Genomic DNA, 25,699 nt, shown 5'->3' with positions numbered 1-25,699 from the left:
TTAATGCTATTAAATGAAGATTTAATTCAAATTCGGCGCCACTTGCACCAAATCCCCGAACTAGCTTTAAAAGAAACGCAAACGTCTGCCTACTTAAGACAAATTATTGCGCAATTACCACAGCAATATCTAACAGTACAAACGATTAGTCAATTACCAACGGCCATTTTGGTTCATGTTCAAGGTACGGATCCGAAAAGAACTTTGGGTTATCGGGCAGATATGGATGGCTTACCATTGACCGAAGCAACTAACTTAAGCTATCAATCTAAGCATGCTGGTGTCATGCATGCTTGTGGGCATGATTTTCATTTAACGATTGCTTTGGGGATTTTAGCATATTTTGCGGAGCATCAACCACAAGATAATTTAGTATTCTTCTTTCAACCAGCGGAAGAAAGTGATAGTGGTGCAGTTATAGCAGAAAAATCAGGTGTATTTACCGGGCAATTTCGGCCAGACGAATTTTATGCCTTGCATGTTAATCCCGATTTGAAAGTCGGCCAAATCGGTTGTTGCCAGGGCACATTATTTGCTGGAACTACCGAGGTTGATGTTGATTTTATTGGCAAAGGTGGGCATGCAGCTGCTCCCCAAAAAGCTCATGATGCGATTGTGGCGGCCGCAGAGTTTGTTAACCAAGCTCAAACAATAGTAGCTCGCAATATTGATCCCCTAGCCAGTGGGGTAGTTACTTTTGGTCAGCTGAACGCTGGAACAATTCGGAATATTATTGCTGGTCGTGCCCATTTAGCTGGGACAATTCGGGGGTTGGATCAACCCATGATTGTAAAAATTGGGCAACGGCTAGATGATATAGCTCATGGCATTGCGCGAAGTTTTGATGTGCAAGTTCAGTTAAAACTTAATCAAGGGGGCTATTTGCCAGTAGTCAATGATCCGCAGTTAACCAAATTGTTTATGGATTCTTGCCAAAGCGATTCACAGATTGAATTGGTAGAAACCAAACCAGCTATGACTGGTGAAGATTTTGGGTATTTGTTGCATCATTTTCCTGGTGTAATGTTTTGGTTGGGAGTGCAGAGTTCTGCGAGTTTACATACTGCCCAATTGCAGCCGAATGAAGCGGCTTTGGCAGTAGGTGTACGCGTGGGCCGGAAGTTTTTGGAACAGAGAATGGGACAATAGGAGGAAGAATAATGTTTGAACAAGTAGAATTAATGACAGCGATTGTGACACCTTTTACTGAAGATAATCAAATTGATTTTGACGGTTTGGATCAATTGATTGAGCATTTACTACAGACTGGTAGTCAAGGTTTCATTGTTGGCGGAACTACGGGCGAATTAGCTACGATGTCTAATGAAGAAAAATTAGCTTTGTACCGACATTTTAGTCAGACCATCAATGGTCGCGTACCGATTGTGGCTGGTAGTGGTTCTAATGACACACAAGCGACGATTGATTTTACCAAGCAAGTCGGGCAAATTCCCGGAATTGATGCCGTTTTAGTAGTAGTTCCTTATTACAATAAGCCTGACCAACGCGGCATGATTGCCCATTATGAGGCCATAGCAGCTCAAAGTCCGTTACCAATTGTGATTTACAATATTCCAGGGCGGACTGGTGTTAGCATGCGACCAGAAACCGTTATTCATTTAGCACATAATAAGAATATTATTGGCGTTAAGGAATGTGAAAACTTAACGGATTTACAAGCCATTATTCAAGCAGTACCCCAAGACTTTGCCGTTTACACTGGCGAAGATGAACAAGCTTTGACAGCAAAAGTATTAGGCGCCAAAGGAGTTATTTCAGTAGCCAGCCATTTATATGGAAGAGAAATGACAAAAATGTATGCGGCTTTAGCTGCGGGTGATGTGGCGCAAGCTGGAGCTTGGCAACGGTTGTTAACCCCTAAGATGCATGCGTTATTTATGTATCCATCACCGTCTGCTGTTAAAGCTAGTTTAAATGCTCAAGGTTTTACAACGGGGAGTTGTCGGTTACCAATTGCAACTTTAACGTCTGATCAAGAAGCGCAGGTGGCCCAAGCGTTAGGAGTTCAGCAATTAAGTGATAATTTAAGTTTTGACTTGGAAGAGGATAAATAATGTATAAAGTTTTAGTAGCTGGTGCGACGGGCAAAATGGGTCAACAAGCAGTTCAATTAGTTCAAAATAAGTCCAATTATGAAGTGTCGGCCATTTTGGCGCCCCAAGCTGACACAACTGATTTAGAACTCAGTTCCACGACGCAACGCTTTACTAAATTGGAACAAATTGACCAAACTTATGATTTATGGCTAGATTTTACGACGCCGCAAGCCGTCTTTGAAAATACGCAATTTGCATTAAATCACCAAATGCGACCAATTATTGGAACTAGTGGTTTAGATGAACAACAAGTTCAAGAACTCACAAATTTAGCACAACAACAAAGTTTAGGCGGTTTGATTGCCCCTAATTTTGGTTTATCGGCGGTGTTGTTGTTACGTTTTGCCCAAATGGCGGCTGAATATTTCCCAGACGCAGAAGTGATTGAACTGCATCATGCAGATAAAAAAGATGCTCCTTCAGCCACCGCTTTGAATACGGCACGCAAGATTCAAGCTGGTCGTAAAGTAGCACGTTCTAATCCAACTTTTGCCCAAGCGGCTCGAGGGTTAGATCATGAGGGCGTAGCCATTCATGCAGTTCGCTTACCGGGTTATGTAGCTCACGAGGAAGTTTTATTTGGCGGACCAGGTGAAGCTTTGAGTATTCGTCAAGATTCGTTTGATCGCAGTTCATTTATGCGCGGCGTTGATGTGGCCTTAGACAAGGTGCCACAATTGACTCAACTAGTTTGGGGCTTAGAAAATATTTTATAGAGGAAGTTAATAGCATGCCACAATTAGCAGATGATTTACAATCAGCAGGTAATCAAACCTTAGCGGCCATTGAACCTTCAGCAATTCGACAATTTGATCAAGAAATTTCCGATATTCCGGGAATTTTGAAATTAACGTTAGGCGAACCAGATTTGGATACACCATTGCATGTACAACAAGCGGCAATTGCTAGTATTCAACGAAATGAATCACATTATTCGCCACAAAAAGGGACAGTTGCATTGCGGCAAGCTATTAGTGCATATTTAAAACGCAAATACGAATTAGAGTACGACCCAGAAACGGAAATCATTGCCACAGTTGGGGCAACCGAGGCGTTGACAGCAACGATTTTTGCTTTAGTTAATCCAGGTGATGAAGTCTTAATCCCAACACCCACATACGCATTGTATTTTCCACTATTAAAATTGGCAGGAGCCAAGATGATAGAAATTAACACTGCGCCCACTAATTTTACTTTGGCAATGGAGCAATTAGCAGCTACTCTAAATAAACATCCGAATGCTAAATTTTTAATTTTAAATTACCCGGGAAATCCTACTGGTCAAGAATATTCACATCAACAATTGCAGCAATTGGCGCAGCTTAGTCGCAACTATCATCTAGGGATTATTGCTGATGAAATTTATAGTGAATTGACGTATGACCACTGTCAACACGAGTCAATTGCCCAATTTGCTAGTGAACGCACCGTGTTAGTTAATGGTTTATCAAAATCACATGCGATGACCGGTTACCGGGCTGGATATGTGGTAGCACCAGCACCTTGGATTCAATTAATTGCCAAAATGCACGGCTTTTTAGTAACTTGTCCGCCCAATCCGTCACAAGCGGCGGCGACTGAAGCACTGCAAATTCAAGGCGATGCAGATCCCCAGCAAGCAGTAAACTTGTACCAACAGCGGCGCGATTACTTGTTCCAAGAGTTAACTAATTTGGGTTTTACCCCAATCAAACCGCAAGGAGCATTTTATATGTTTGCCAAAATACCGGCTCGCTTTGGTGATGATGATTTAGCATTTGCGCGGTTGTTAGCGCAAAAAGCCAAAGTTGGCTGTACGCCCGGGCGAGCATTTGGCCAAGCAGGTCAAGGCTACATTCGCTTTTCCTTTGCTGCTAGTCAAGAGAAATTACAGCAAGCGGTCCAGCAAATGCGTGATTGGTTACTGAAGTAAAAAGTAATTAGGAGATTGAAAAGATGAAAGAGTACAATGTAGCAATTTTAGGAGCTACTGGTGCCGTGGGTACCAGAATGATTGAACAATTAGCACAAACACAAATTCCAGTAAAAAATTTAAAATTATTAGCTTCTAAACGCTCAGTTGGTAAAAAATTACATTTTCGTGAGACCACATGTTCCGTTCAAGAAGCGACCGAAGATTCGTTTAAAAACGTTGATTTGGTTTTATCTTCAGCTGGTGGCGCAGTCTCCAAACGTTTACTGCCGCATGCGGTAGCTGCTGGAGCGATTTGTGTAGATAATACCAGTGCCTTTCGGATGGATCCCGAGGTACCTCTGGTGATTCCAGAAGTTAATCGAACTGCTTTGGCGCATCACCATGGCATTATTGCTAATCCTAATTGCTCCACGATTCAAATGTTAATGGCTTTAGCTCCCATTGATCGAAAATTTGGTTTGCAACAAGTGATTGTTTCCACTTATCAAGCAGTTTCTGGTGCGGGACAATCCGCTTTAAATGAGTTATTAACCCAAACTCGACAGTATTTAAATAATGAACCTTTAACCGCGGAAATTTTACCAACCAAGGGTGATCGTAAACATTATCCGCAAGCGTTTAATTTATTACCACAGATTGATGTATTTGAGGACTCTGGTTATACCCATGAAGAATGGAAAATGATTCATGAAACTAAAAAGATTTTACGAGAAGATATGGACGATTCTCAACTCAAAGTCACAGCAACTTGTGTTCGGGTACCGGTAGCGATTGGTCATGGTGAATCAGTCTATTTCACTGTCAAAGATACAAGTGCTACTGCGAACCAATTACGTGAACTGTTAGTACAAGCACCCGGTGTGGTTGTCCAAGATGATCCTCAACAGCAACTTTATCCGCAGCCACTTACGGCTGCTGGTAAGCGGGAAACGTTTGTTGGACGCTTGCGTGCAGATTCAGAAAATCCGGGAGCCTTTAACTTGTGGGTGGTTGCTGACAATCTATTAAAGGGTGCTGCTTGGAATGCTGTCCAAATTGCGCAATGTTTGATTGAAGATCAATTGTTATAAGTTAAGCGATAAAAAGTAGCTAGTAACAGTCACAGGATGATGATTGTTACTAGCTACTTTTTATTACATATGATTAAATGTTCAGCTTTGAAGCAAATATTTGGGTTAATGGTTAATTGGTTAGGACTGCCCAAACATCAAAAAGTGAACCTACTAAAATCAAACTCAAACAAATAATATGAAATTTTTTATGATTATTTAACAGGGCCAAATATTCCCGTAAAAAAGCATTTGGCACAAAAAAGTGACTCGTTTTCGCACCAATACCAGTGATATTTAAGCCAACATAACGAGCGTAACCGGCTGCACGAAAGGTATGATAGTCACTGGTGGCAAAAATACCATTTTGTAAATTGATGTGTTTGGCTTGTAAAATTTTTTTCGAAAAAAGCATATTCTCATACGTAGTACGTGATTGTTCCTCACTCAGCACATTTTGCGGCGCAATACCTTGGTGTAAAACATAATTTTTCATAGCACGACCTTCAGGGATCGTTTCGTCTGTTCCTTGGCCGCCGGAACAAATGATTAACGGAAAGTAGCCTGTTTTTTGAAATTGTTTCTGCGCAAAATTTAAAGCTACATTGATTCGCGCTGCTAACAGGGGCGAAACTTGATCACCGTGTAATAATCCCGCACCTAAAATAATAATGTAATCTTGATTGAAGCGTGGTCGATAGAGCCTTGTGATTAAAAAAGAAGTTACAAAGGCTAAAAACCAAAAAACAACATAGCCAACGATGGGTATAACAATGTGCTTATATAAATTAAAGAAAGTCGGCGATAGAAAATGGCGCGTACATAATTTAATAATAGGAATGCTAACAAGTACTAGTCCTAAAATTAATGTCAAATTATTAGCCAATGAATGACTTTCGTGTTGCCAGACAATAACCGCATTCCAAAGGAGTAACAATCCTAAAGAAGCGTAAAAGATCAGAATTGCAGTAGTGATAGCAGCGACAATCCAGTAGACGATTTGGTACAGCAAAGGGTTATGCATGGTTTCAACGGTTAAGATTAAAGCAATTCCGAGCGTAAAAACGAGAATATTAGCCAAGGCACCGTTTAATAAGCGAAACTTATTTTGAGCCAGACTAATACTTAAGCCGACTAGACTGCCGACAACAATCAACCAGAGACCCCAAAGCAAGTAATGAGTTGGCATACTAAATGACCCCTTTAAAATATAATTATCATTATTATAAGTGGGGAATATCTAAAGAGCAATGACTTAACTCAAAGGTATAGTCAATAATACTATTAGGACGATTGGTCATTTCAAAATCACTGGAATAAATTATTAATCCCAGTTGATGAAATTTGCTTAATTTATAATGAGTAGGTTGCAACTGCACGTCAATATCATAAAAATGATTGGGAGTTACTCTTTCGACTTGGCTCGGGCTGTGGCGGTTTTGTAAATTAATATGTGCTAAAGAAATTAATTGATAGTCGCTTCGTTGGGAATCTAATTCGTATTCTTTTAAATCTTCTGAATGATAATGATAACCCTGATCATAGGCTTGGGCAGCCAAAGTAGTGGGGAGTGGTTTGAGCCGTTGTGCGGTGCCAAAATCGACTAAGCGCAAACTTAAGAAGCCTTGCTTATCAGAACTAGCAACCCGTAAGTGAACTGTGGGACGACCATCAATAATTAGTTGATCATTAGGGTTATCGCTCAAAAAGATTAGTCGGTTGTTGGCTAAGGTCGAATAGTTGAGATTCATTAAGTTGTCATGCCATTGTTTGGCATTATTGTAATAGGTCAAAAAACAATGTGAACGATCAGTAAAGCTTGCTTTTTCAATGGCTTGTGGTTGGTGCTTGGTTAAATAATGATCTGATAAATAGTAAGTTTGTACAGGATTAGCTGGACTGCACCAGTCTTCATAGGTGTGCCACGTTTCTGGAACTGTATTATCTTGAATGAGCACAGTTGGTAAAATCTGGTCAGCTTGATTATCCACATCATAAAGTTTGTAGGATAACCAGAGATTCATCATATCGTTAAAATCTAGCGAACGATTATTATTGATATAAATGTGGGGTCCCTGATGTAAAATCAACTTCTTGGTAATTGGCAAATCACGTAATTTGGCCCACAATTTTTGTACATTTTTAGGTTTGACATTCCAATCATTTAAGCCGTGCACTAAAATAACGTCAGCTTTAATATTTTGGGCTTGATGGCGGTAATTGCGTTGTTCCCAAAAATCAGTATAATTACCAGTTTCGCGTTCTTGACCCTGGGTGATTTGTTGTAAATGTTGTTGCCAGCGCTGTTGAACTTTGTGATAATCACCCGCTTGTTTTTGCCGAGAAAAAGTTTCCTCAGCTAAAACGTCACAATCTTCGCCTTGAAAACCGCCAGGAGCCACGACCAGACCGTGTTCACGGTAATAGTCATACCAGCTGGAAATTGCAGCTTCACTAATAATGGTTTTTAGGCCTTTAACGCCAGTGGTGGCCGCAGCAGTCGCTAAGGTTCCTAAATATGACCGGCCCGTCATGGCAATCTTATGGTTGGACCACCAAGCTTTAATTTGAATTTGGTCTGTTTTATTGGTGAAAGCAGTACGTGTTTCGGTAAGCCACTCAATGACAGCAGTGGTCGAGATGGTTTCTTGTTGATCACCGCAGGTGCGAAAACCATCGGAATCTTTGGTGCCAATACCAGCAGCATAAACAACCGCAAAGCCGCGTGCCAGAAAATAATCATTTAAACTGTACGTAAAATGGTTACCGAAACTCTGTTCCACTTGAGTAGTGTGGCCCAGGATTTTACGGGGGGCAGGAATGGGTGGATTTTGCGGTAGAGTATTTGAAAGTGTAGATTTTTGTGGCTGTTTGGGTTCTTGATAGCCCATATTTTCGTGCGTTAATTTTTGACCGGCGGCATCATTAGTACCTTGGTTGTAAGGTGAAGCCGTGTACAAAACAGGGACTTTAAGTCCGTTATTGGTTTCCGCAGGACGCGTAATTTCGACTTTGAGTAAATCGCGCTGGCCATCGTGGTCGGTGTCTTGACTAGATTCGACATAAACGACTTCGTTAATTAATTGTGTTGTGTCAAATACAGGCTGGGCTTTGCCGTTAAAAAATAACGGTTGGGGCACTTGCTGCTCCTTCATTAATTCAACAAAGTACCCCCGACTAGCTAATTCATCGAGATACGTTTGCCCGTTGACGGTATGTGTAATTAACAGTTGGTAAAAGCCATGAATAACTTCCGCAGTGGTTAAATGATTATGCGCAAAAGCGGGGTAATTTAATTTGACTGTCGTTTTTTGCGGTGTCGCTAAGGTGAAATCTTGGTCAATTTCTAAACCTAGTAATTGAAAGTAGACATTATAAAAAACATTGGGTGAGACAAAATCGTACTGCTGAAGATATTGGGCAACAGTCAAGTTGGGGGTAGCCATGAGGTTCTCTAATTGTTGCATTTTTAATGTAGGATTAGTTAATTCAGGAAAGCAGTTACCGATTAATTCTGCAAAAAGTGTGGCTGCTGGTTTTTGTAGTTGGCTGTTGGACAGAAATTTGATTTGTTGCAGTTCTTTAATTTCTTGTTCAGTAGTAGTAGGTTGAATACCAAATTGATTAAGTTTCATTGCCAAAATTCCTTTCAAGTTAGTTATGCTTCTTATTATAGAGTAACAGTGAAATAAGCTAAATGAATTTTTAAAAATAAAAATTAAGCTATTGTTTTTACTGGTTAATTTAGCTTTTAAACGGTCCTAGTTAAATTGTTAGGCCAATTTAACTTTGAAAACTATAATTCAATGTGCTAACTTTAATGGTGGTGTTCAAATTGTTATTAAATTGAATAATTATTGCTACAATAATAGCAATTTGATGGGATCACTAATTTAATTTTTCAAAGGAAGATTTTTTATGAAAAAAAAGAGAGTTGTAATTGTTGGTGCTTCTCATGGTGGTCATCAGTCCATCTTGGAATTACTCAATCGTTATCATGATCAGGTCGAGATTACGTTATTTGAGGCCGGCGATTTTATTTCGTTTATGTCTTGCGGTATGGAATTGTATTTGGAAGACAGCGTGACTGATGTTCATGATGTCCGCAACTTTAGCGCGGAGAGTTTCCCGCAAGATAACGTGCACATTTTAAGTAATCACCAGGTGACTCAGATTAATAGTGATCAAAAAACAGTAGCAGTAACAGATGTAACAACGGGGCAAAGTCAAACGGTTGCTTATGATAAACTAATCTTGAGTTCCGGTGTCCAACCCAAATCACTGCCAGTTCCAGGAACTGATTTAGATAATGTTTATTTGATGCGGGGCTTAGATTGGGCTACCAAAATCAAGGCTAAATTAGCAGATCCAATGGTTAAAAATGTAACGGTCATTGGTGCCGGTTATATCGGGATTGAAGCTGCGGAAGCCGCCATGAAAGCTGGTAAAAAAGTTACTTTATTAGACGTGATTGCGCGCCCTTTGGGAATGTATTTAGATGCCCCGTTAACAGATATCTTAAGTCAACATTTAGCTGATCAAGGTGTTAATGTTCAAACTAATGTCCAGATTACGGAATTTAGTGGTCAAGCGGGTCAAGTTCAGGCCGTCAAAAGTAAGCAAGCTACTTATCCCAGTGATTTAGTCATTCAAGCAGCAGGTGTCAAACCGGTAACTGACTGGTTACAAGGTACGGTTGCTTTAGATGAACGTGGTTTTATTCAGACGGATGAATATTTGCGGACTAATTTGCCAGATGTTTATGCAATCGGGGATGCAACCTTAGCTTACTCGGTAGCTGCTAGACAAAAAATGCCCATTGCCTTAGCGACGGTAGCCCGGCGCGAAGCTCGTTATGTGGTGCAACACTTATTTGAAGAACAACCGGCACAGCCGTTCAAGGGCGTAGTGGGTTCGTCAGCTTTGAGTGTGTTTGACTATCATTTTGCCCAAAGTGGTTTGAATAGTAGCACGGCCGAGCGTGCAGGAGTTCAGCTAGCTAGTTCATTTTACCAAGATACTTTGCGGCCAAGTTATGTTCCTAGTGGTGTCGACAATCCAGCTGTCTACGTGCAATTATTCTTTGATCCGCAAAGTCATGTGCTATTAGGAGGGGCAGTCTTGTCAACTTATGATATTACAGCACAAGCTAACGTCTTAGCCTTAGCCATTCAACACCAATTGACGGTCGAAGATTTAGCAGAAGCGGACTTCTTCTTCCAGCCCGGATTCGATCGGCAATGGAGCTTACTCAATCTAGCTGCCCAACATGCTTTAAATGAACCAGAATTTACTAAATAATAATGGCTGTGATGAAAAGCATGATTAAGTATTGAGCTATAGAATATTTTCTTAATTTAAAAATGATATGCTTTGCAAAGGAAGCTGCTGTTTGCAAAGCATATCATTTTTTGGTTTTAATTGCTGAACGGATTTACCACAATTTAATTTTGGTGCGAATGATGCAAAATCAGTTTGATCAGGCGTTAATTGAATTCTTTGAAGTTTACCAAAACGGCAGGTTGTTAGTTTTTAAATAGTCGTGTTATAATTGACATGTAGATAAAGACGTCTGCATGATGACACAAAAGCCATTCCTATGCTGGTAGGAATGGCTTTTTTTGTGCTGTTGTAATTAGCAACTCACTTTTTATTGTGTTTGCTGTGCAATAGTTCAGAAAACAACTGGCTGGTTATACTCACAATTATTGGTGCAATAATTGTGATAAAGACGTCTTTAAACATGATGGCACCCGAGTTGCCGTTAAAAATTATATTTCGTGATCTGGGGGAAATCTGAAGGAAATGTTATGGACAAAAAGAAGAGGTATTATGATAGTATAAATAGTTTAGAGATCGGGCTTTTTATTTCAATTATTTTTTAACTAGCATCGTGCGTACTAACCAATTTTATGATACCTAATGCTCATTTTATTTTAAAAATTTAATAACATAAAAAAATACCAACCTTTTGGTTGGTATTTTGATGTTTTAGAACTGATTGGGTATGTAGGGCTCGAACCTACAAATTACGGATTCAGAGTCCGTTGCCTTACCGATTTGGCGAATACCCAATGAATCAACATTAATATACTATCGAAATATGGCGTTTGTGTCAATAGCAATTTGAAAAATTAAAGATTAATTGGGGGATTAGTTGCACTGCTGCATAAACATGCCTACAATTAAAATAAGTTGATTAAATAATGTTAGATAGAAGGTCAAACAATGGAAACCCCACATAGAACCAGTGCTTGTACTAGTATTTTAATTGGTAAAAATGCTAGCCTGGATGGTTCAATTATTATTGGACGCAATGAAGATGCTAATACCGCGTTACCGAAACATTTTCTAGTACATCAGCATCAACAGTTTACGACTGCACAACAATTTGTTTCACAAGCCAATCATTTTCAAATGCCGTTGCCTAAAAAACGCTTTAAATATACAGCGACTCCAGAATGTACCTCAAAGAACGGTCTATTTGAAGAGGATGGTTTTAATGAATTTGGGGTCGCTATGAGCGCCACCGAAAGTACTTATACCAATGCGACCGCTTTAGGAGCCGATCCCTTGGTGACTGATGGTATTGGTGAAGAAGCAATGGTAACTTGTGTCTTGCCATACGTCAAAACCGCCCGGGCAGGAGTGGAACGTCTAGGCAGTATTGTGGAAAAATATGGCACTTGTGAATCCAATGGCGTTTTATTTGCTGACCAACAAGAAGCTTGGTATATGGAAATTGTTTGCGGTCATCAATGGGCCGCCCAACGAATTCCTGATGATAGTTATGCTGTTGTCGCCAATCAAGTTGCCATTCAAGAAATTGATTTTGAAGATAATTATAATTTTATGTTTAAAGATGATCTCAAAGAGTTTGTGATTGAGCATCAGTTGAATCCTGCAACATCTGGATTTAATTTTCGACAAATTTTTGGAACACAGACCGCTTTTGATGAACATTATAATACACCCCGTGTTTGGTGGGGACAGCAACAATTTTCCGGAGTTACTGATGAACAGCCTACGAGTGAAAACTTGTCCTTCTTACATCAGCCGCAACATAAATTGAGTATTGATGACGCAAAAATGTATCTCTCTTCGCACTATGAAAAAACACCGTATGACATTTTAAATCAGCAGGAACATCCATTCCGTCCAATTAGTTTGGCGAAAACTCAAGAATCCCATTTACTGCAAATTCGTCCCAATTGGCGTCCAGCCATTGCTTGTGTTCAGTGGTTGGCTATGGGGGTTAGTGCTCAAAGTGTTTATGTGCCATTTTATTTAGGAATGAATGAAACACCCGATTTTTATCAAGTAGGCGATCTGAAGTATGATAGTGTGTCTGCTTATTGGCTTTATAAATTGGCAGGTGTCTTGGTTGATAGTCACTATCATGAATTTGGTTCACTTTTAAAAGATTATCAAACAAAGATTACAGCCCACTTGAATTATGCTTTGCACCAGAGTGACCGTACAGCGCAGGAGTTTAGTGATCAGTCCATGTTAGCAAATTATTTAACCAAGTGTTCACAAGAAAATGCGCAGTATGCGGCGCAACAGTATCGACAATTGATTGCCGAATTAGTGACGCGGTCTACCGCTTTGTCGCCGTTAAATTACCAAACCGATTTGAATTTATGATAAAATTTTAAAAGTTTATAGGTTTTAATACGTTGAGACAAATTTGCTTTGAAGCTAGGATTATCAAAAATGTCGTTTAGATTAGCGATATTTTTGGTCCTAGCTTCTTTTTTGTTTGTAAAATTTAAATTAATTTGAATTATTTAATAAATATACTTGCTTTATAAAACGCTATCATTGTATACTTAATACAAGGTTATATAATGTTATATAATCTTTAAACTAGATAAAGGAAGTTTTGCAGATGAGAAAAGAGCACGTATCACAAATTGAAAATGCAGTAGCAGCTGTTTCGAAGAGATCATTTAATAGTATTTTCTTTGTAGCATGCGGAGGATCACAAGCAGTTCTTATGCCGGGACAGTATCTTTTTGACAAGCAATCTACCTTAATTAATCAGGTTTATACTGCTAATGAATTTATTTATGATAAGCCTAAAATGTTAGGTGAAAATTCGATTGTAGTTTCCATGTCACACTCTGGAACTACGCCGGAAACTGTTCAAGCTACAAAAATGGCTAGAGAAAGTGGAGCTTTAACTATTAGCTTTTCACATGATGATAGTTCACCTTTATGGGAAACAAGTGAGTATCCGATTCATTATGATTGGGGTACTGAAGCAGATGCTAGCGATTTAAATAAGCCAGTCTTTTATGGATTAATTTTTAAGTTATTGAAACATTTTACTGGAGATGGTAAATGGGATATTTGCTTTAATGAATTAAATAAATTACAAGATTTAACTGTGAAAGTCAAAGCGGAGCATTCTAAGTCAGCTACGGCTTGGGGACAAAAATATAAAAGAAGTTCTACTATATATACCATTGGTAGCGGTATTAATTATGGCGAAGTTTATTCAACAGCGCTGTGCTGGTTTATGGAAATGCAGTGGATTAACTCTGGTGTTATTCATTCAGGTGAATACTTCCACGGCCCATTTGAAGTAACGGATTACGATATGCCATTTTTATTAGTGAAAAGTATTGGTAATACACGTTTCTTGGATGAACGTGTTGAAAAATTTGCTCAACAACATACTGATTGCTTAACAGTTATTGACCAAGCTGAACTACCATTAGACTCTGTAGATGATACTGCTAAAGAATATATTGCTGCTATTTTATCTGGAGTATTGATCAGACAACTTGTGGAATCTTTAGCCTATGAAAGAGGTCATTCCTTAGATGTACGACGTTACATGTGGCATTTGAAATACTAAATAATCAGGTGATTTAATGAATTTTGATATTATTTTAGCAACTCATAGTAGTTTATGTGATGGTTTTATACAAGCTGCTTCTTTAATTTTAGGTAATACTGATTTAAAACTTTATACTGCATCATTTGTCGAAAATATGTCCGTTGACAGTTATGAAGATTTATTAAAAGATTTGATTATGAACAAGTGTCAAAAAAAAGATATTTTAATTTTAACTGATATCTTTGGAGGAACGCCTGCCAATGAAGCTATTAAAGCATTAACTTCAAATAAAAAAATTGAGATTATTTCAGGTTTAAATTTACAACTATTAATTGAAGTTATTATTGCAAGAAATAATGGCACTTTATTATCTAATGTGGATATTGCTAAGATGATAAAGGAAAGTCGAGAAGGGATATTATCAGTTAACAAAAAAATTGAGTCAATGTAGGAGAAGGAAGGTTAAGCTTAATGATTAAACTATTCAGAGTGGATCATCGCTTGATTCACGGCCAAGTTGTTTTTTCTTGGGTAAAACAATATTCAATTAATCGTATTATTGTGGCTGATAACAAAGTTATCAATAATCAAATGAGTAAGATGGCCTTATCAATGGCCAAACCAACTGATTGTGAACTAGATATTATTCCCATCGCTAAAATAAAAGATACGATTGAAAAAAATAGTAATGATCAAATTATGATTCTAGTAAAAGGACCTGAAGAAGCGTATGAAGTTGCTAAAATTATTCCAGATGAAGTAAAAGAAATCAATTATGGTGGTGTAGCTAAAAAAGATGGTTCTAAACAGTACGCTAAAACAATTTTTTTGAATAGTGATGAATTAGCAGCAACACAAAACATTATTCAGAGTGGTATCAAGATTGTTGTACAGCAAGTCCCATCGGTATCACCTGAAAAAGTTAGCTTTGTTTAGGAGGAAAATTAAATGCTTTTAAAATCGGTTCTCTTAGGCTTGGTTTCTATCTTTGGTGTGTTTGATTCAAGAATATTTGGACGTCAAAATCTTGGGCGACCATTAATCTTAAGTACATTAACAGGTTTGGTGTTAGGTGATTTAAAACAGGGAATTATTTTAGGTGCTTCCATGGAATTGATTTCAATGGGCTTTGTTGCAATCGGTGCAGCAGCTCCACCTAATATGCAAATTGGAAGCGTTATTGCTACGGCATTTTCGATTTTATCAGGTTCCAGTACTGAATCAGCGCTAGCTATTGCTTTACCAGTAGCCGTAGCAGCAGAATTTATTGATATTTTAATGCGGATGTTAATTTCGCAATTCAGCCATTCTGCTGATAAGTCAATTGATCGGGGCGATTTTAAACGCGCACAACATGTTCATATATGGTGGTCGCTAGCATTAAATTGTATTCTATACTTTACATTAATATTCGTGACTATTTACTTTGGTGCATCATCTATTAAGCCAATAGTTGATAGTATTCCTAACGCAATTACACATGGTTTAACTGTTGCTGGTAATTTACTTTCTGCTTTAGGTTTTGCGATGTTGTTGAGTACGATGCTTAGCAAGAAGCTATTTCCTTATTTCTTGTTTGGTTTTTTAGTTGTGGCGTACTCTCATTTGAGTCTTATCGGGTTAACATGTTTCTCAGTATTACTAGCGTTTATTATGGACAAAGTTAACTATGGTAAAGGGAGGAAGCAAAATGACTGATAAAACTGACGTTACAGATAAATCTGGCAGTTTAATTACTAAAAAAGATTTGCGCAAAGTTTTTCTGAGATCAATGGCGATTATGTGTTCTTGGAACTATGAACGTCAGATGAATATGGGCTTTATGTATGGTATGGCGCCTATTTTAGATAAGCTATATGCTGATGATTTAGATGGCAAGAAAAAAGCTTATAAACGGCATATGCAGTTTTATAACTGTACTCCGCAGATGACGTCATTTATTATGGGAATTTCTGCTTCAATGGAAGAACAAAATGCTAAGGATCCTGATAATTATGATGCCGACTCTATTTCGATGATTAAAACTAGTTTAATGGGGCCATTTGCTGGTATTGGAGATTCTTTTTTTCAAGGAACAATTAGAATAATTACTTTTGGTATAGGATTGTCTTTTGCTAAGCAAGGTAGTTTGTTGGGCCCAATTCTTGCCGTTGGTTTATTTGCAATTCCATCATTGTTGGCCTCGTATTATGGCACATTTTTAGGCTATAATTCTGGTAATAAATATCTAACCAAACTGTATGAAGAAGGTTTGATGGATCGGATAATGGAGTTTGCTTCTATCATTGGTTTATCAGTTGTTGGTGGCATGGTTGCTAGTATGATTGATATTACAACTCCTCTGAAATTTGCAGCGGGTGGTACCAAATTAAAATTACAGAGCATGATCAATCAGATCTTTCCGAAATTGTTGCCAATAATTTTTACTCTTGTGATATACTACCTAATAAAGAAAAAAGTAAATACTAATACCCTACTAATAGGCATTATTGTTTTTGGAATAATTATTGGAGCGCTTGGAATTCTTTAATTTCAGTCCTGAAATGCTCACCATTTCGACGGGAAATCCTCGTAGGGATGCGTGGGCTTTTTATATCTAAATTTTGAAAGGAATCAATTAATGACGGAGTTACAAAAGAACCAAGCATTATATGTACAAATAGCTTCATTGATGCGAAGTGAAATTTATTCTGAAAAATACGTTTTTGGTGAAAAGTTGCCTACTGAAAATGAATTATGTGACAGATTTTCTGTGAGTAAAATAACTGTACGCAAAGCGATACAAATGTTGGAAAAACAAGGATTAGTCAAAAAGATTCAGGGAAAAGGAACTTTTGTACAATACGTCAAAGAAGTTAAAGAAATTGGAAAAACGCCGATGGGTTTTTATGATTTTTATTCTTCAAAGGGGCATCGAGTCAAGAATGACTTTTTACAAACCAAAATCATTAATGATAAGAGTGATAGTCTACCTTCAGCAGTAGTGAAGAATATTTCTTTTCCTCTGTACTATGTACAACGCTTAATAAGTGAAAATGACTTACCAGTAGGCATTGATAATATTTATGTATCAGCCAATATTTTTCCAAAATTCATTGAAAATATGATATCGCTAAATGATCTATATAAGGTCTTTGACTTAAAATATGGGGTAAAAATAGCTAAATCGAAGCTTAATATTAGTGGGATCTCGGCAAATGAATATTTGGCTAAAAAATTAGATTGCTTGATTGGTGATCCCTTGTTTGTAGTTGATAAATTAGGCTATTCAGCTGATAAAAAGGTGATGCATTTTTCTAGTTCAATTGTTCGTTGTGATCGAGTGGAATATACTTTTACGATATAAGATTATTATTTGATTTTTAAAATTGATATGCTTACTATCGTAGTCCAATGTAAAAAGACCCTCGGAGTTATTCGAACTTCGGGGGCTTCATTGTCTGTAATTTAAATTTAGTTTAACGTTGAATTGGATGCTTGGCAGTCAATGTTTGGACTTGTTGTTTGACTTGGTCTAATTTTGCGGGATCATCAGCGTTGTGAATGACCTGCAAGATTAATTGGGCGGTTAATTGGCTATCTTGTTCATCAAAACCGCGACTAGTAATCGCTGGTGTCCCTAAACGTAGACCCGATGTTTTAGAAGGGGGTAGCGGATCATTAGGAATTGCTTCTTTATTAGTAGTAATGCGTACTTGATCTAATAAGTCTTGGACTTGAGCACCATTTAACTTGGTTTGACTTAAATCTAAGGTCATTAAGTGATTGTCAGTACCACCAGTTAAGACTTTGACTTGCTCATCAGCATTAAAGACAGCTGCCATAGCTTGGGCATTATTGAGAATTTGTTGCTGGTAAGTTTTAAAACTCGGTTGACTGGCTTCACCAAAGGCTACTGCTTTAGCAGCAATGACGTGTTCTAAAGGACCACCCTGGGTTCCTGGGAAAACTGCGCTTTTAACTTTTTTGGCATATTGTTCCTTGGCTAAAATAAAGCCGCCTCGTGGACCACGTAACGTTTTATGTGTAGTTGAAGTTACAATGTCGGCTACGCCAACCGGGCTAGGATGTAACCCCACCGCTACTAAGCCAGCAATGTGAGCCATATCGACCATTAATAAGGCGCCGACTTGATCGGCAATATCGCGGAATTTTTGAAAATCAATTACGCGACTATAGGCGGAAGCGCCAGCAACAATTAATTTGGGCTGAACTTCTTGTGCAACTTTTAGGACTTGATCATAATCTAAAAAGCCGTTGTCATCGACACCATAACTATAGAAGTCATAAGTTTTACCAGAAAAATTAACTTTCGAACCATGAGTTAAGTGACCGCCCGCATCTAAGTCCATGCCTAGTACGCGATCACCAGGTTTAATTAGGGCACGATAAGCAGCTTCATTAGCCTGGGAACCGGAATGTGGTTGGACATTAGCGTAATCAGCGTGATAAAGCTTTTTCACGCGGTCAATGGCCAATTGTTCAATTTGGTCAATGTATTCATTGCCACCATAGTAGCGTTTGCCTGGATAACCTTCGGCGTATTTGTTGGTTAAAACGGATCCTTGTGCGGCTAAAACTCCTTTTGAAACAATATTTTCCGAAGCAATCAGTTCAATATTGTGTTCTTGACGATCTTGTTCTTGAGCAATGAGCTGCCATAACTGGGGATCTTGTTCTTGATAAGTTGTCATCATAATCCTCCTTACTATTTATGATTAATATCATTATATTATATATTAAAACGTAAAACGGTCTTTTAAGAAAAAAAGATTAAGAAAGTATTAATACTACTATAATGACGTTTTCATAATGTCTCAATTTATGCCATAATTAGCCATAGGAGGTGTAAAAATGCAATCTGATTTTGATTATGAACAATTACAGCAAGGTAAACTTTATCGTTCTGATCAAATTTTGCCAGAACATCAATCCATGGCGGGCAAATTGATTGCTCAAAAAATTAATCAAGTTCCTTTAAATCAAACTGAACAAATTGTGGCCTTAGAACATCAGCTGTTTGGCAAAGCCGGACAGAATCTGTATGTTAATCCGCCAGTTTATGTTGATTATGGGCGCCATGTCTTCATTGGTGATAATTTTTATGCTAATCAAAATTGTACTTTTTTAGATGTTAATTCGATTACAATTGGCAATGATGTACTAATCGGGCCAAATACCAGCTTGTACACTGCAGGGCATCCGGTGGATCCGACAGTACGTAAAGAAGGACTGGAGTTTGGTCAACCAATCGTTATTCAAGACAATGTTTGGTTGGGTGGGAGTGTTAGTGTTTTACCTGGAGTAACTATTGGCAAGAATTCCGTGATTGGTGCGGGTTCAGTAGTTACGAAAGATATTCCGGAAAATAGTGTCGCAGTTGGTAACCCTGCTCGCGTGCTGCGAACGATCAATGCGCAAGACTATCAGTATTGGCGCCAGCAGCGCAGCGATTATTGGCAAGCACAAAAGCAGATGCAAAATACAATTCAAGGAGAAAGCAATGATTAAATTAGTCGCAATTGATGTTGATGATACGTTATTAAATAGTAAAGGTGAATTATTGGCGTCAACGATTCAAGTGATTGGTCAAGCAGTTAATAACGGCGTGAAAGTTGTCTTATGCTCGGGCCGCCCCTTAGCTGGTGTGCAAGGATTTTTAAACCAATTAAAGATTCAACAACCAGATCAATATGTTATTACATTTAATGGTGCGGTAATTGAATCGGTAACTGGTGAAAAACTTAGTCAAAAAGGTTTGACGAAAGCTACTTATCAACTGGTCGATACTTATTCCCAAGAACATCACTTGGCCTATAATGTCCTGGATGCTGACAGTCAGATTTACACTAGTAACCAAGATGTAAATTGGGTAACTGTCATTCAAGCTTGGGAAAATCAGGCGGGAATTTTAATTCGTCAACCGCAAGCGGTTTCGGATGATACTACGATGATTAAAGCAGTGTTTGTGGGTGACAAATCTGAATTAGATCGCCAGGAAGCTGAAGTTAAGCAAACTTTTGGTCAGGATAATTATGTAGTACGGGCTGCAGCTAACTTTTTGGAAATTATGCACGCTGATGTTAACAAAGGGATTGCTTTAAAGACTTTGAGTCAAAAATTAGGTTTTACTCCGCAAGAAGTGATGGCAATGGGTGATGAACAAAATGATATTCCGATGTTCGATTTTGCGCAAACAGCAGTGGCGATGGGGAATGGCTCGGACTTAGCCAAACAACACGCTACTTATGTTACCCAATCTAATGATCAAGATGGCATTGCGCAAGCCTTTGAAAAGTTTGTTCTATAATATTTTAGTGATTAAAAAAGCCAACTTTTGTTGAAAAGTTGGCTTTTTTAATTGCTTAATTGTGAGCTCAGTGTCTTTTGAAATATTTTAGGATTCTACATATAGTTTTCGAAATTGAGTGATATAATCTGCAGGTAAATTCAAACCTGCTTGAAGATAGTTATCAAAATTACCATATTTGGCAATCAAAACCGTTTGGGCATGTTGTAAATATTCTGGTGCCACTTGCAGAGCAATCAATAATTGTTGTACTTGGTAATCAGTAATTTCATCGCGATGCTGCTCCACAATTTCTTGGTTGGCTTCTTTTCGTAATTCGTTGGTTTTTAAATAGTCATCCATAATGGCTTCGTCACTAGCACCAGCCGCTTTTAAAATTAAAGCAGCTGCAAAACCAGTGCGATCTTTGCCAGCAAAACAATGAAAAATAATTGGTTGTGGCTGTTCAATTAAATCCATCATAAAAGCGTGATAACCAACTTGAGCAGAATGACTGGTAACCAATTGCTCGTAAGTTTCGAGCATATGTTGGTGGGTATCACCAGAGTTTTCTACCATCTTATTCATAGAAGCGTAATTGGCCGTGGCGTCAGCCAAGATGTCCAAATGTTTCCAAGTAATAGCTTTAATTGGAGTATCCGGCATTTGTTCTGTTTCTTTAGTACTGCGAAAATCGTAAATTGTTTTGATTTGACAAGTATTGGCCAAAAAAGCACTTGTTGCTGGTGTTAAATTAATTAATTGGCCACTACGAAAAAAAGTATTCTTTTTTAAATGACCGGTTGCCGTTGCAATACCGCCGATGTCACGAAAATTAACTGGTTCAATTTGCATACTTAATTGTTTCCCTTCAAAGTTACATTAATAGTCTTAATATAAAATAAAACTCATATTTGTCAACAACATTTCTAGAATTTTAATGCAACGGGTGTAGACTAGAATTAAATTAAGCAAAAGAGGTCTGAAGCAATTATGAAAATCAATAAGTATCCTTATCATGCTGATGTTGTGGGGAGCTTTTTACGACCAGCAACTTTAAAAGTGGCTTACCAACAAGCAAAAGATCACAGTTTAACACCAGAAAAATTTCAAGCACTGCAACAACAAGCAGTCAAACAGTTAGTAACCAAGCAACGCCAGCATCATTTGGCGGTGCTGAATGATGGTGAATTTAACCGTGAAAATTTTTTCTTGGATTTTTTGGCGGGGTTAACCGGAATTGCGGTTGTGCCACAAGGTTTTCAATTGAACTTTAGTGGGCAACAGTTAGTTGATGATGGTTTACAATTGGCTGGTAGAATTCAGTACAATGCGCAACATCCTTTTTTTGCGGATTATTTGTATTTAAATAGCCTCTTACACGATGATGAACAAGCCAAGGTGACCATTCCAGCACCAACGCCACTCTTATTTACAGGTAATTTTGCAGTAATTAATAATGTAGAACAATTTTATGCGACGCGCGCAGAATATTTGCACGATATTTTGATTACGTATCAACGCACAATTCAGCACTTCTATGATTTAGGTTTACGGTATTTACAATTAGATGATCCTTGGTTATTGGGAATTACATTGCCGTTTGCTGGGTTACAAGAGCAACCAGAAGCAGCACAAAAATTAACACAAGAAATCGTGCAACTGCTGCAAGATTTACTAGCCAGTTTACCGGCCGATTTAATCGTAACAACTCATATTTGTCGCGGTAATTTTCATTCAGCACCGTTAGGTGGGGGAACTTATCAAGATATTGTTGATATTTTGACACAATTACCCTATGATGCCTTTTTCTTAGAATATGATGATCAGCAAGCTGATGGGGATTTTGCTCCCTTAGCGCAAATTCATCAAGAACAACCGCAAGCCGTTTTTGTTTTGGGATTAATTACGACAAAAACTGGGCAAATGGAAACAGCGGCAGAACTTATTGCGCAAATTCAAACCGCGGCCCATTTTGTGCCATTAAATAATTTGGCGTTGTCACCACAATGTGGCTTTGCTTCAACTAAAGAAGGCAATGATTTAACTGGAGAACAGCAATGGGCCAAAATTGATTTGATGAATCACGTGGCTAGTCAAGTATGGTCCGAATAAAGTCAAATTAATAGTAGCAATAAAAAAAGAGGTTGGAACAATCATCGTTGTTTCAGCCTTTTTTAGTGAGTTAACTTGTAAATTCCAGTGACAATGCTACAATAAATTTTGTAAGTAAGTAATTACTAACTTACTAAAATTATGGAGGTTGCCATGACTCAAGAAGTTATTCAATTAATTGATATTCAAAAAAAGTTTGGCCCACAAACAGTTTTGGATGATGTGAGTTTTCAAGTACAAGCTGGTGAAATAGTGGGCTTGATCGGTCCCTCTGGTGCTGGTAAATCCACGATCATTAAAATTACTTTAGGTATGGAAAAAGCCGATGCCGGCCAAGCCACGGTGTTTGATACTGTTATGCCCAATCGCGTTTTACTAAAAGATATTGGTTACATGGCTCAGACGGATGCGTTATATGATTCTTTAACCGCTTATGAGAATCTACAATTTTTTGCACAGATGAAAGGCATTGTGAAACAACAAATTGATGAACAAATTCAACATGCGGCGGCAGTAGTTGATTTGACGTCAGATCTAAAGAAACGAGTTAGTGGTTATTCTGGCGGGATGAAGCGGCGGTTATCTTTAGCGATTTCTTTATTAGGTAATCCGCCATTATTAGTTTTAGATGAACCGACAGTGGGGATTGATCCAGCATTGCGCCAGCAAATTTGGCAGGAATTGATGCGCTTGCGCGATAGTGGTCGGACCATTTTAATTACCACTCATGTCATGGATGAAGCGGAATTGACGGATCGAGTAGCTTTATTATCTGATGGGCAAATTATTGCTAATGATCATCCCAGGAATTTAGAAAAACAATACAATGTTCAAACAGTAGAAGAAGTCTTTTTGAAAGCAGAAGGTGACTTGAAATGAGAACATGGGCTATTACCAAACGTGTATTAAAGGAATTATTTCGTGATAAAAAGACTTTGGCGCTCATGTTTATTGCGCCGTTAATTGTCTTAGCTTTAATGAATTATATTTTTAATGTTAATACTACAACTAATGTTACAATTGGCACCGTAGAAGTTTCGCAAAGTTTAAAACATAATTTAAATCAGGTCCAGCATGTTCATGTTAAAACTTATCAGTCCTCTCAATCAGCTAAGGCTGCTTTGAAAAAAGAACAGGTGGATAATATCATTGTTCAACGTAAAAATAAGTTGGTGGTCACTTACGCGAATGTTGATGCGGGCAAAACCAAATTAGCTAAGTCAGCTTTACAAGTGGCCTTGAATCAAAAAAATATAAATCAATTAAAATCATCATTTCAAACTCTTCAAAAAGTTTTGCCGCCCACATTGCAACAACCAACAGTGCTAGGTCAATCTAAAAAACTAAAAATTCATAATGCTTATAACTACGGTACGAAAGATTCGACATTTTTTGACAAATTAATGCCGATTCTGATGGCAGCCTTTGTCTTTTTCTTTGTTTTCTTGATTTCAGGAATGGCGTTGTTAAGTGAACGGACCTCAGGAACGTTGAATCGCTTGTTAGCCACTCCAGTAAAGCGTTCCGAAATCGTTTGGGGTTATATGTTGAGTTATGGACTAATCGCTATTTTGCAAACTATTTTAATTGTTTTGTTTACGGTAGGTATTTTGAAAGTGCAAGTCGTTGGTTCTTTATGGTTAGTTTTATTAATCACTCTACTTTTGGCTTTAGTGGCTTTGTCATCCGGAATTTTTATGTCCACTTTTGCCAAATCCGAATTTCAAATGATGCAGTTCATTCCAGTAATCGTCATTCCCCAAATTTTCTTTTCCGGAATTGTACCATTAACTTCCATGGCTAAATGGGCGCAATGGTTGTCTGATATTTTACCATTAAAGTATGCTTCTGAAGCTCTGACAAATGTGATTATGAAAGGATTTACTTTGAATCAGATTAGTGGTGATCTTTTAGTTCTCGTTGTCTTTCTTTTAGCACTAACTGTTGGTAATATAATAGGATTAAAACGTTACAGAAAGGTTTAAAGTCATATGACTCAAAAAATTGTTGATTCTTGGTTAGCTGATGAAAAGATTCCGGCTGGTAAAAAGAAAATCTTTCAAGCAGCAGTTAAGCTATTTGCACAAAAAGGTTATCAAGCAACCACGACTGCGGCTATTGCACGAGAAGCCGGTCTAAGTGATGCAACGATGTTTAAACATTTTAAAAATAAATCTGACTTGTTGCAGGCAATTATTACGCCGTTGATGCAACAAATGGTTCCCAAGATCAGTGATCATTTTTTGCAACAAATTCAGCAGCAGGCCACTAATGTTAGAGATTTGATAGCATATATTATGCGTGATCGTTATCAGTTTATGGCTAATAACTGGCAAATTATTTTGATTGTGTTGGATCAAATTTTAGTCAATCAGAACTTTCGCACGCAGGTGTTAGACATAGTGCAGCCTAAGTTAAACAAAGCGTTAGAGATCTTAACACAATTGTTAAAAACGGATCAGCAGGTCAGTTCAGAAGTGACGGCTACTGATTTAACCCATTTAATCGTTGGCCAATTGTTAGTTACTTTTATTCAAAATTACAAATTGCAAGATCCTAATGGCATTGATGCTCGTCAAGAAGAACAAACAATGGAAAAGATGATTTTTTGGATTCAACAAGCAGTTAAAAAATAATTCTTGACTTCTGCTTAAATGAAAACTATACTGTTTAAGTGTTGAAACAAGCAGAAGCTCCCGCTTCTCACCCAAGCTTGAAGCCACTGGGTTAGATAATAATAATCGATAATTGATTGCGGGTGCTTCGGCACCCGCATTTTTTGTGAGTGATAATTTTTCGGAGGTGGATACCCATAGCTAATAATAGCAAAAACAATATGATCGTGAATGATCGCATTCGTTCACGTGAATTGCGTGTAATTTCAGTTAATGGAGAACAATTAGGTGTTAAGACTAAGCAGGAAGCATTACGCTTGGCCGAACAAGCAGACTTGGATTTGGTATTGGTTTCGCCTAATGCCAAACCTCCAGTAGCTAGAATTATGGATTATGGAAAATATCGGTTTGAGTTACAAAAAAAGGACCGCGAATCTCGTAAAAAACAGAAGACTGTTAGCATCAAAGAGATTCGCTTGAGTCCAACTATTGAGCAAAATGATTTTGATACCAAACTCAAGAATGCTCGTAAATTTCTCGAAAAGGGTTCAAAAGTTAAAATCTCGATTCGCTTCCGTGGTCGTGCTATCACTCACAAAGAAATCGGTCGGGATGTTTTGGAACGTATGGCAGATGCAACGAAAGATGTTGCAACCGTAATTACGCGGCCAAAGATGGATGGTCGTAGTATGTTCTTAATGCTTGCTCCAATTAATGACAATAAGAAAAAATAACAACGCAGGAGGATTTT

24 protein-coding genes, 1 tRNA gene and 1 other annotated feature are annotated in these 25,699 nt (G+C 38.0%); of the genes, 20 read left to right on the top strand and 5 right to left on the bottom strand.

The annotated features are described in order from the left end of the window. Positions 1 to 3: 3 nt before the first annotated feature. Genes AC3B5S_RS01545 through AC3B5S_RS01525 form a run of 5 tightly spaced genes read left to right on the top strand, consistent with a single transcriptional unit; the run spans position 4 to position 5,102 of the window. A complete protein-coding gene (locus tag AC3B5S_RS01545) occupies positions 4 to 1,149 on the top strand; it encodes an N-acetyldiaminopimelate deacetylase (protein WP_489789996.1) in 1,146 nt (381 codons plus the stop codon). Between the two features lie 11 nt (positions 1,150 to 1,160). Next, positions 1,161 to 2,075, top strand: coding sequence for a 4-hydroxy-tetrahydrodipicolinate synthase (gene dapA, locus AC3B5S_RS01540; protein WP_489789995.1), 915 nt, complete (start codon positions 1,161 to 1,163; stop codon positions 2,073 to 2,075). Continuing rightward, positions 2,075 to 2,833 (top strand): 4-hydroxy-tetrahydrodipicolinate reductase, encoded by a 759-nt coding sequence (gene dapB, locus AC3B5S_RS01535; RefSeq protein ID WP_489769081.1) that lies wholly within the window; start codon positions 2,075 to 2,077, stop codon positions 2,831 to 2,833. Before dapA ends, dapB begins: the two co-directional genes overlap by 1 nt. A gap of 14 nt (positions 2,834 to 2,847) precedes the next feature. Further along, the gene (locus AC3B5S_RS01530) at positions 2,848 to 4,029 is read left to right on the top strand and encodes an aminotransferase class I/II-fold pyridoxal phosphate-dependent enzyme (protein WP_489769080.1); all 1,182 of its coding nucleotides are present in this window, start codon (positions 2,848 to 2,850) and stop codon (positions 4,027 to 4,029) included. Between the two features lie 23 nt (positions 4,030 to 4,052). Continuing rightward, complete coding sequence (locus AC3B5S_RS01525) at positions 4,053 to 5,102, top strand: aspartate-semialdehyde dehydrogenase (protein ID WP_489757410.1); 1,050 nt, start codon at positions 4,053 to 4,055, stop codon at positions 5,100 to 5,102. 112 nt (positions 5,103 to 5,214) lie between these two features. Here the strand turns inward: AC3B5S_RS01525 and AC3B5S_RS01520 are convergent, their stop codons facing one another. Then, positions 5,215 to 6,270 (bottom strand): YdcF family protein, encoded by a 1,056-nt coding sequence (locus AC3B5S_RS01520; protein WP_489757411.1) that lies wholly within the window; start codon positions 6,268 to 6,270, stop codon positions 5,215 to 5,217. A gap of 34 nt (positions 6,271 to 6,304) precedes the next feature. Next, positions 6,305 to 8,716 carry a Xaa-Pro dipeptidyl-peptidase gene (locus tag AC3B5S_RS01515; protein ID WP_489757412.1) on the bottom strand — a complete coding sequence of 804 codons (2,412 nt, stop codon included), beginning with the start codon at positions 8,714 to 8,716 and terminating at the stop codon, positions 6,305 to 6,307. 283 nt (positions 8,717 to 8,999) lie between these two features. On the opposite strand from AC3B5S_RS01515, the gene AC3B5S_RS01510 reads away from it, so the two are divergent. Further along, a complete protein-coding gene (locus AC3B5S_RS01510; RefSeq protein ID WP_489757413.1) occupies positions 9,000 to 10,382 on the top strand; it encodes an NAD(P)/FAD-dependent oxidoreductase in 1,383 nt (460 codons plus the stop codon). Between the two features lie 700 nt (positions 10,383 to 11,082). Here AC3B5S_RS01510 and AC3B5S_RS01505 read toward each other — a convergent pair. After that, a tRNA-Gln gene (locus AC3B5S_RS01505) sits at positions 11,083 to 11,155 on the bottom strand. A 154-nt stretch (positions 11,156 to 11,309) separates the two neighbouring features. Between AC3B5S_RS01505 and AC3B5S_RS01500 the strand changes: the two genes are divergently transcribed. The 7 genes from AC3B5S_RS01500 to AC3B5S_RS01470 all read left to right on the top strand — a co-directional run bounded on the left by AC3B5S_RS01500 (position 11,310) and on the right by AC3B5S_RS01470 (position 17,275). Beyond that, a complete protein-coding gene (locus AC3B5S_RS01500; protein ID WP_489789994.1) occupies positions 11,310 to 12,728 on the top strand; it encodes a C69 family dipeptidase in 1,419 nt (472 codons plus the stop codon). A gap of 244 nt (positions 12,729 to 12,972) precedes the next feature. After that, positions 12,973 to 13,947 carry an SIS domain-containing protein gene (locus tag AC3B5S_RS01495; protein WP_489757415.1) on the top strand — a complete coding sequence of 325 codons (975 nt, stop codon included), beginning with the start codon at positions 12,973 to 12,975 and terminating at the stop codon, positions 13,945 to 13,947. Positions 13,948 to 13,963: 16 nt separating this feature from the next. Then, on the top strand, positions 13,964 to 14,380 hold the full coding sequence (locus AC3B5S_RS01490; protein ID WP_489757416.1) for a PTS sugar transporter subunit IIA: 417 nt from the start codon (positions 13,964 to 13,966) through the stop codon (positions 14,378 to 14,380). Between the two features lie 20 nt (positions 14,381 to 14,400). Beyond that, positions 14,401 to 14,865 carry a PTS sugar transporter subunit IIB gene (locus AC3B5S_RS01485; protein WP_489757417.1) on the top strand — a complete coding sequence of 155 codons (465 nt, stop codon included), beginning with the start codon at positions 14,401 to 14,403 and terminating at the stop codon, positions 14,863 to 14,865. Between the two features lie 12 nt (positions 14,866 to 14,877). Continuing rightward, complete coding sequence (locus AC3B5S_RS01480) at positions 14,878 to 15,627, top strand: PTS mannose/fructose/sorbose/N-acetylgalactosamine transporter subunit IIC (RefSeq protein WP_489757418.1); 750 nt, start codon at positions 14,878 to 14,880, stop codon at positions 15,625 to 15,627. Beyond that, positions 15,620 to 16,459: a PTS system mannose/fructose/sorbose family transporter subunit IID gene (locus tag AC3B5S_RS01475; RefSeq protein ID WP_489757419.1), complete on the top strand. Its 840-nt coding sequence runs from the start codon at positions 15,620 to 15,622 to the stop codon at positions 16,457 to 16,459. Before AC3B5S_RS01480 ends, AC3B5S_RS01475 begins: the two co-directional genes overlap by 8 nt. Positions 16,460 to 16,549: 90 nt before the next feature. Continuing rightward, positions 16,550 to 17,275: a GntR family transcriptional regulator gene (locus tag AC3B5S_RS01470; RefSeq protein ID WP_489757420.1), complete on the top strand. Its 726-nt coding sequence runs from the start codon at positions 16,550 to 16,552 to the stop codon at positions 17,273 to 17,275. Positions 17,276 to 17,387: 112 nt separating this feature from the next. On the opposite strand, the gene glyA is transcribed toward AC3B5S_RS01470, so the two are convergent. Continuing rightward, on the bottom strand, positions 17,388 to 18,623 hold the full coding sequence (gene glyA, locus AC3B5S_RS01465) for a serine hydroxymethyltransferase (RefSeq protein ID WP_489757421.1): 1,236 nt from the start codon (positions 18,621 to 18,623) through the stop codon (positions 17,388 to 17,390). A gap of 160 nt (positions 18,624 to 18,783) precedes the next feature. On the opposite strand from glyA, the gene AC3B5S_RS01460 reads away from it, so the two are divergent. Together AC3B5S_RS01460 and AC3B5S_RS01455 are read left to right on the top strand one after the other, a co-directional pair. After that, the gene (locus AC3B5S_RS01460) at positions 18,784 to 19,440 is read left to right on the top strand and encodes a sugar O-acetyltransferase (RefSeq protein ID WP_489757422.1); all 657 of its coding nucleotides are present in this window, start codon (positions 18,784 to 18,786) and stop codon (positions 19,438 to 19,440) included. Beyond that, positions 19,433 to 20,239, top strand: a complete 807-nt coding sequence (locus tag AC3B5S_RS01455; protein ID WP_489757423.1) for a Cof-type HAD-IIB family hydrolase — start codon at positions 19,433 to 19,435, stop codon at positions 20,237 to 20,239. The genes AC3B5S_RS01460 and AC3B5S_RS01455 overlap by 8 nt, the downstream gene beginning before the upstream one ends. A gap of 87 nt (positions 20,240 to 20,326) precedes the next feature. Here AC3B5S_RS01455 and AC3B5S_RS01450 read toward each other — a convergent pair whose 3' ends face one another. After that, positions 20,327 to 21,073, bottom strand: coding sequence for a tyrosine-protein phosphatase (locus AC3B5S_RS01450; protein ID WP_489757424.1), 747 nt, complete (start codon positions 21,071 to 21,073; stop codon positions 20,327 to 20,329). Positions 21,074 to 21,211: 138 nt separating this feature from the next. Between AC3B5S_RS01450 and AC3B5S_RS01445 the strand changes: the two genes are divergently transcribed. The 5 genes from AC3B5S_RS01445 to infC all read left to right on the top strand — a co-directional run bounded on the left by AC3B5S_RS01445 (position 21,212) and on the right by infC (position 25,682). After that, positions 21,212 to 22,333: a uroporphyrinogen decarboxylase/cobalamine-independent methonine synthase family protein gene (locus AC3B5S_RS01445; RefSeq protein WP_489757425.1), complete on the top strand. Its 1,122-nt coding sequence runs from the start codon at positions 21,212 to 21,214 to the stop codon at positions 22,331 to 22,333. Between the two features lie 153 nt (positions 22,334 to 22,486). Next, positions 22,487 to 23,212 carry an ABC transporter ATP-binding protein gene (locus AC3B5S_RS01440; protein WP_489757426.1) on the top strand — a complete coding sequence of 242 codons (726 nt, stop codon included), beginning with the start codon at positions 22,487 to 22,489 and terminating at the stop codon, positions 23,210 to 23,212. Beyond that, entirely contained in the window at positions 23,209 to 24,318 is a 1,110-nt protein-coding gene (locus AC3B5S_RS01435; protein WP_489769071.1) for an ABC transporter permease, read from the top strand. The genes AC3B5S_RS01440 and AC3B5S_RS01435 overlap by 4 nt, the downstream gene beginning before the upstream one ends. Before the next feature lie 6 nt (positions 24,319 to 24,324). Further along, positions 24,325 to 24,969, top strand: coding sequence for a TetR/AcrR family transcriptional regulator (locus tag AC3B5S_RS01430; RefSeq protein WP_489769070.1), 645 nt, complete (start codon positions 24,325 to 24,327; stop codon positions 24,967 to 24,969). A 42-nt stretch (positions 24,970 to 25,011) separates the two neighbouring features. Then, positions 25,012 to 25,121, top strand: a sequence feature (ribosomal protein L20 leader region). Positions 25,122 to 25,169: 48 nt separating this feature from the next. Further along, the gene (infC, locus tag AC3B5S_RS01425) at positions 25,170 to 25,682 is read left to right on the top strand and encodes a translation initiation factor IF-3 (protein WP_489757429.1); all 513 of its coding nucleotides are present in this window, start codon (positions 25,170 to 25,172) and stop codon (positions 25,680 to 25,682) included. Positions 25,683 to 25,699 lie beyond the last annotated feature (17 nt).

It is taken from the genome of Bombilactobacillus sp. ESL1094, assembly GCF_058107425.1.
This window is presented reverse-complemented; position numbering and strand designations above follow the sequence as displayed.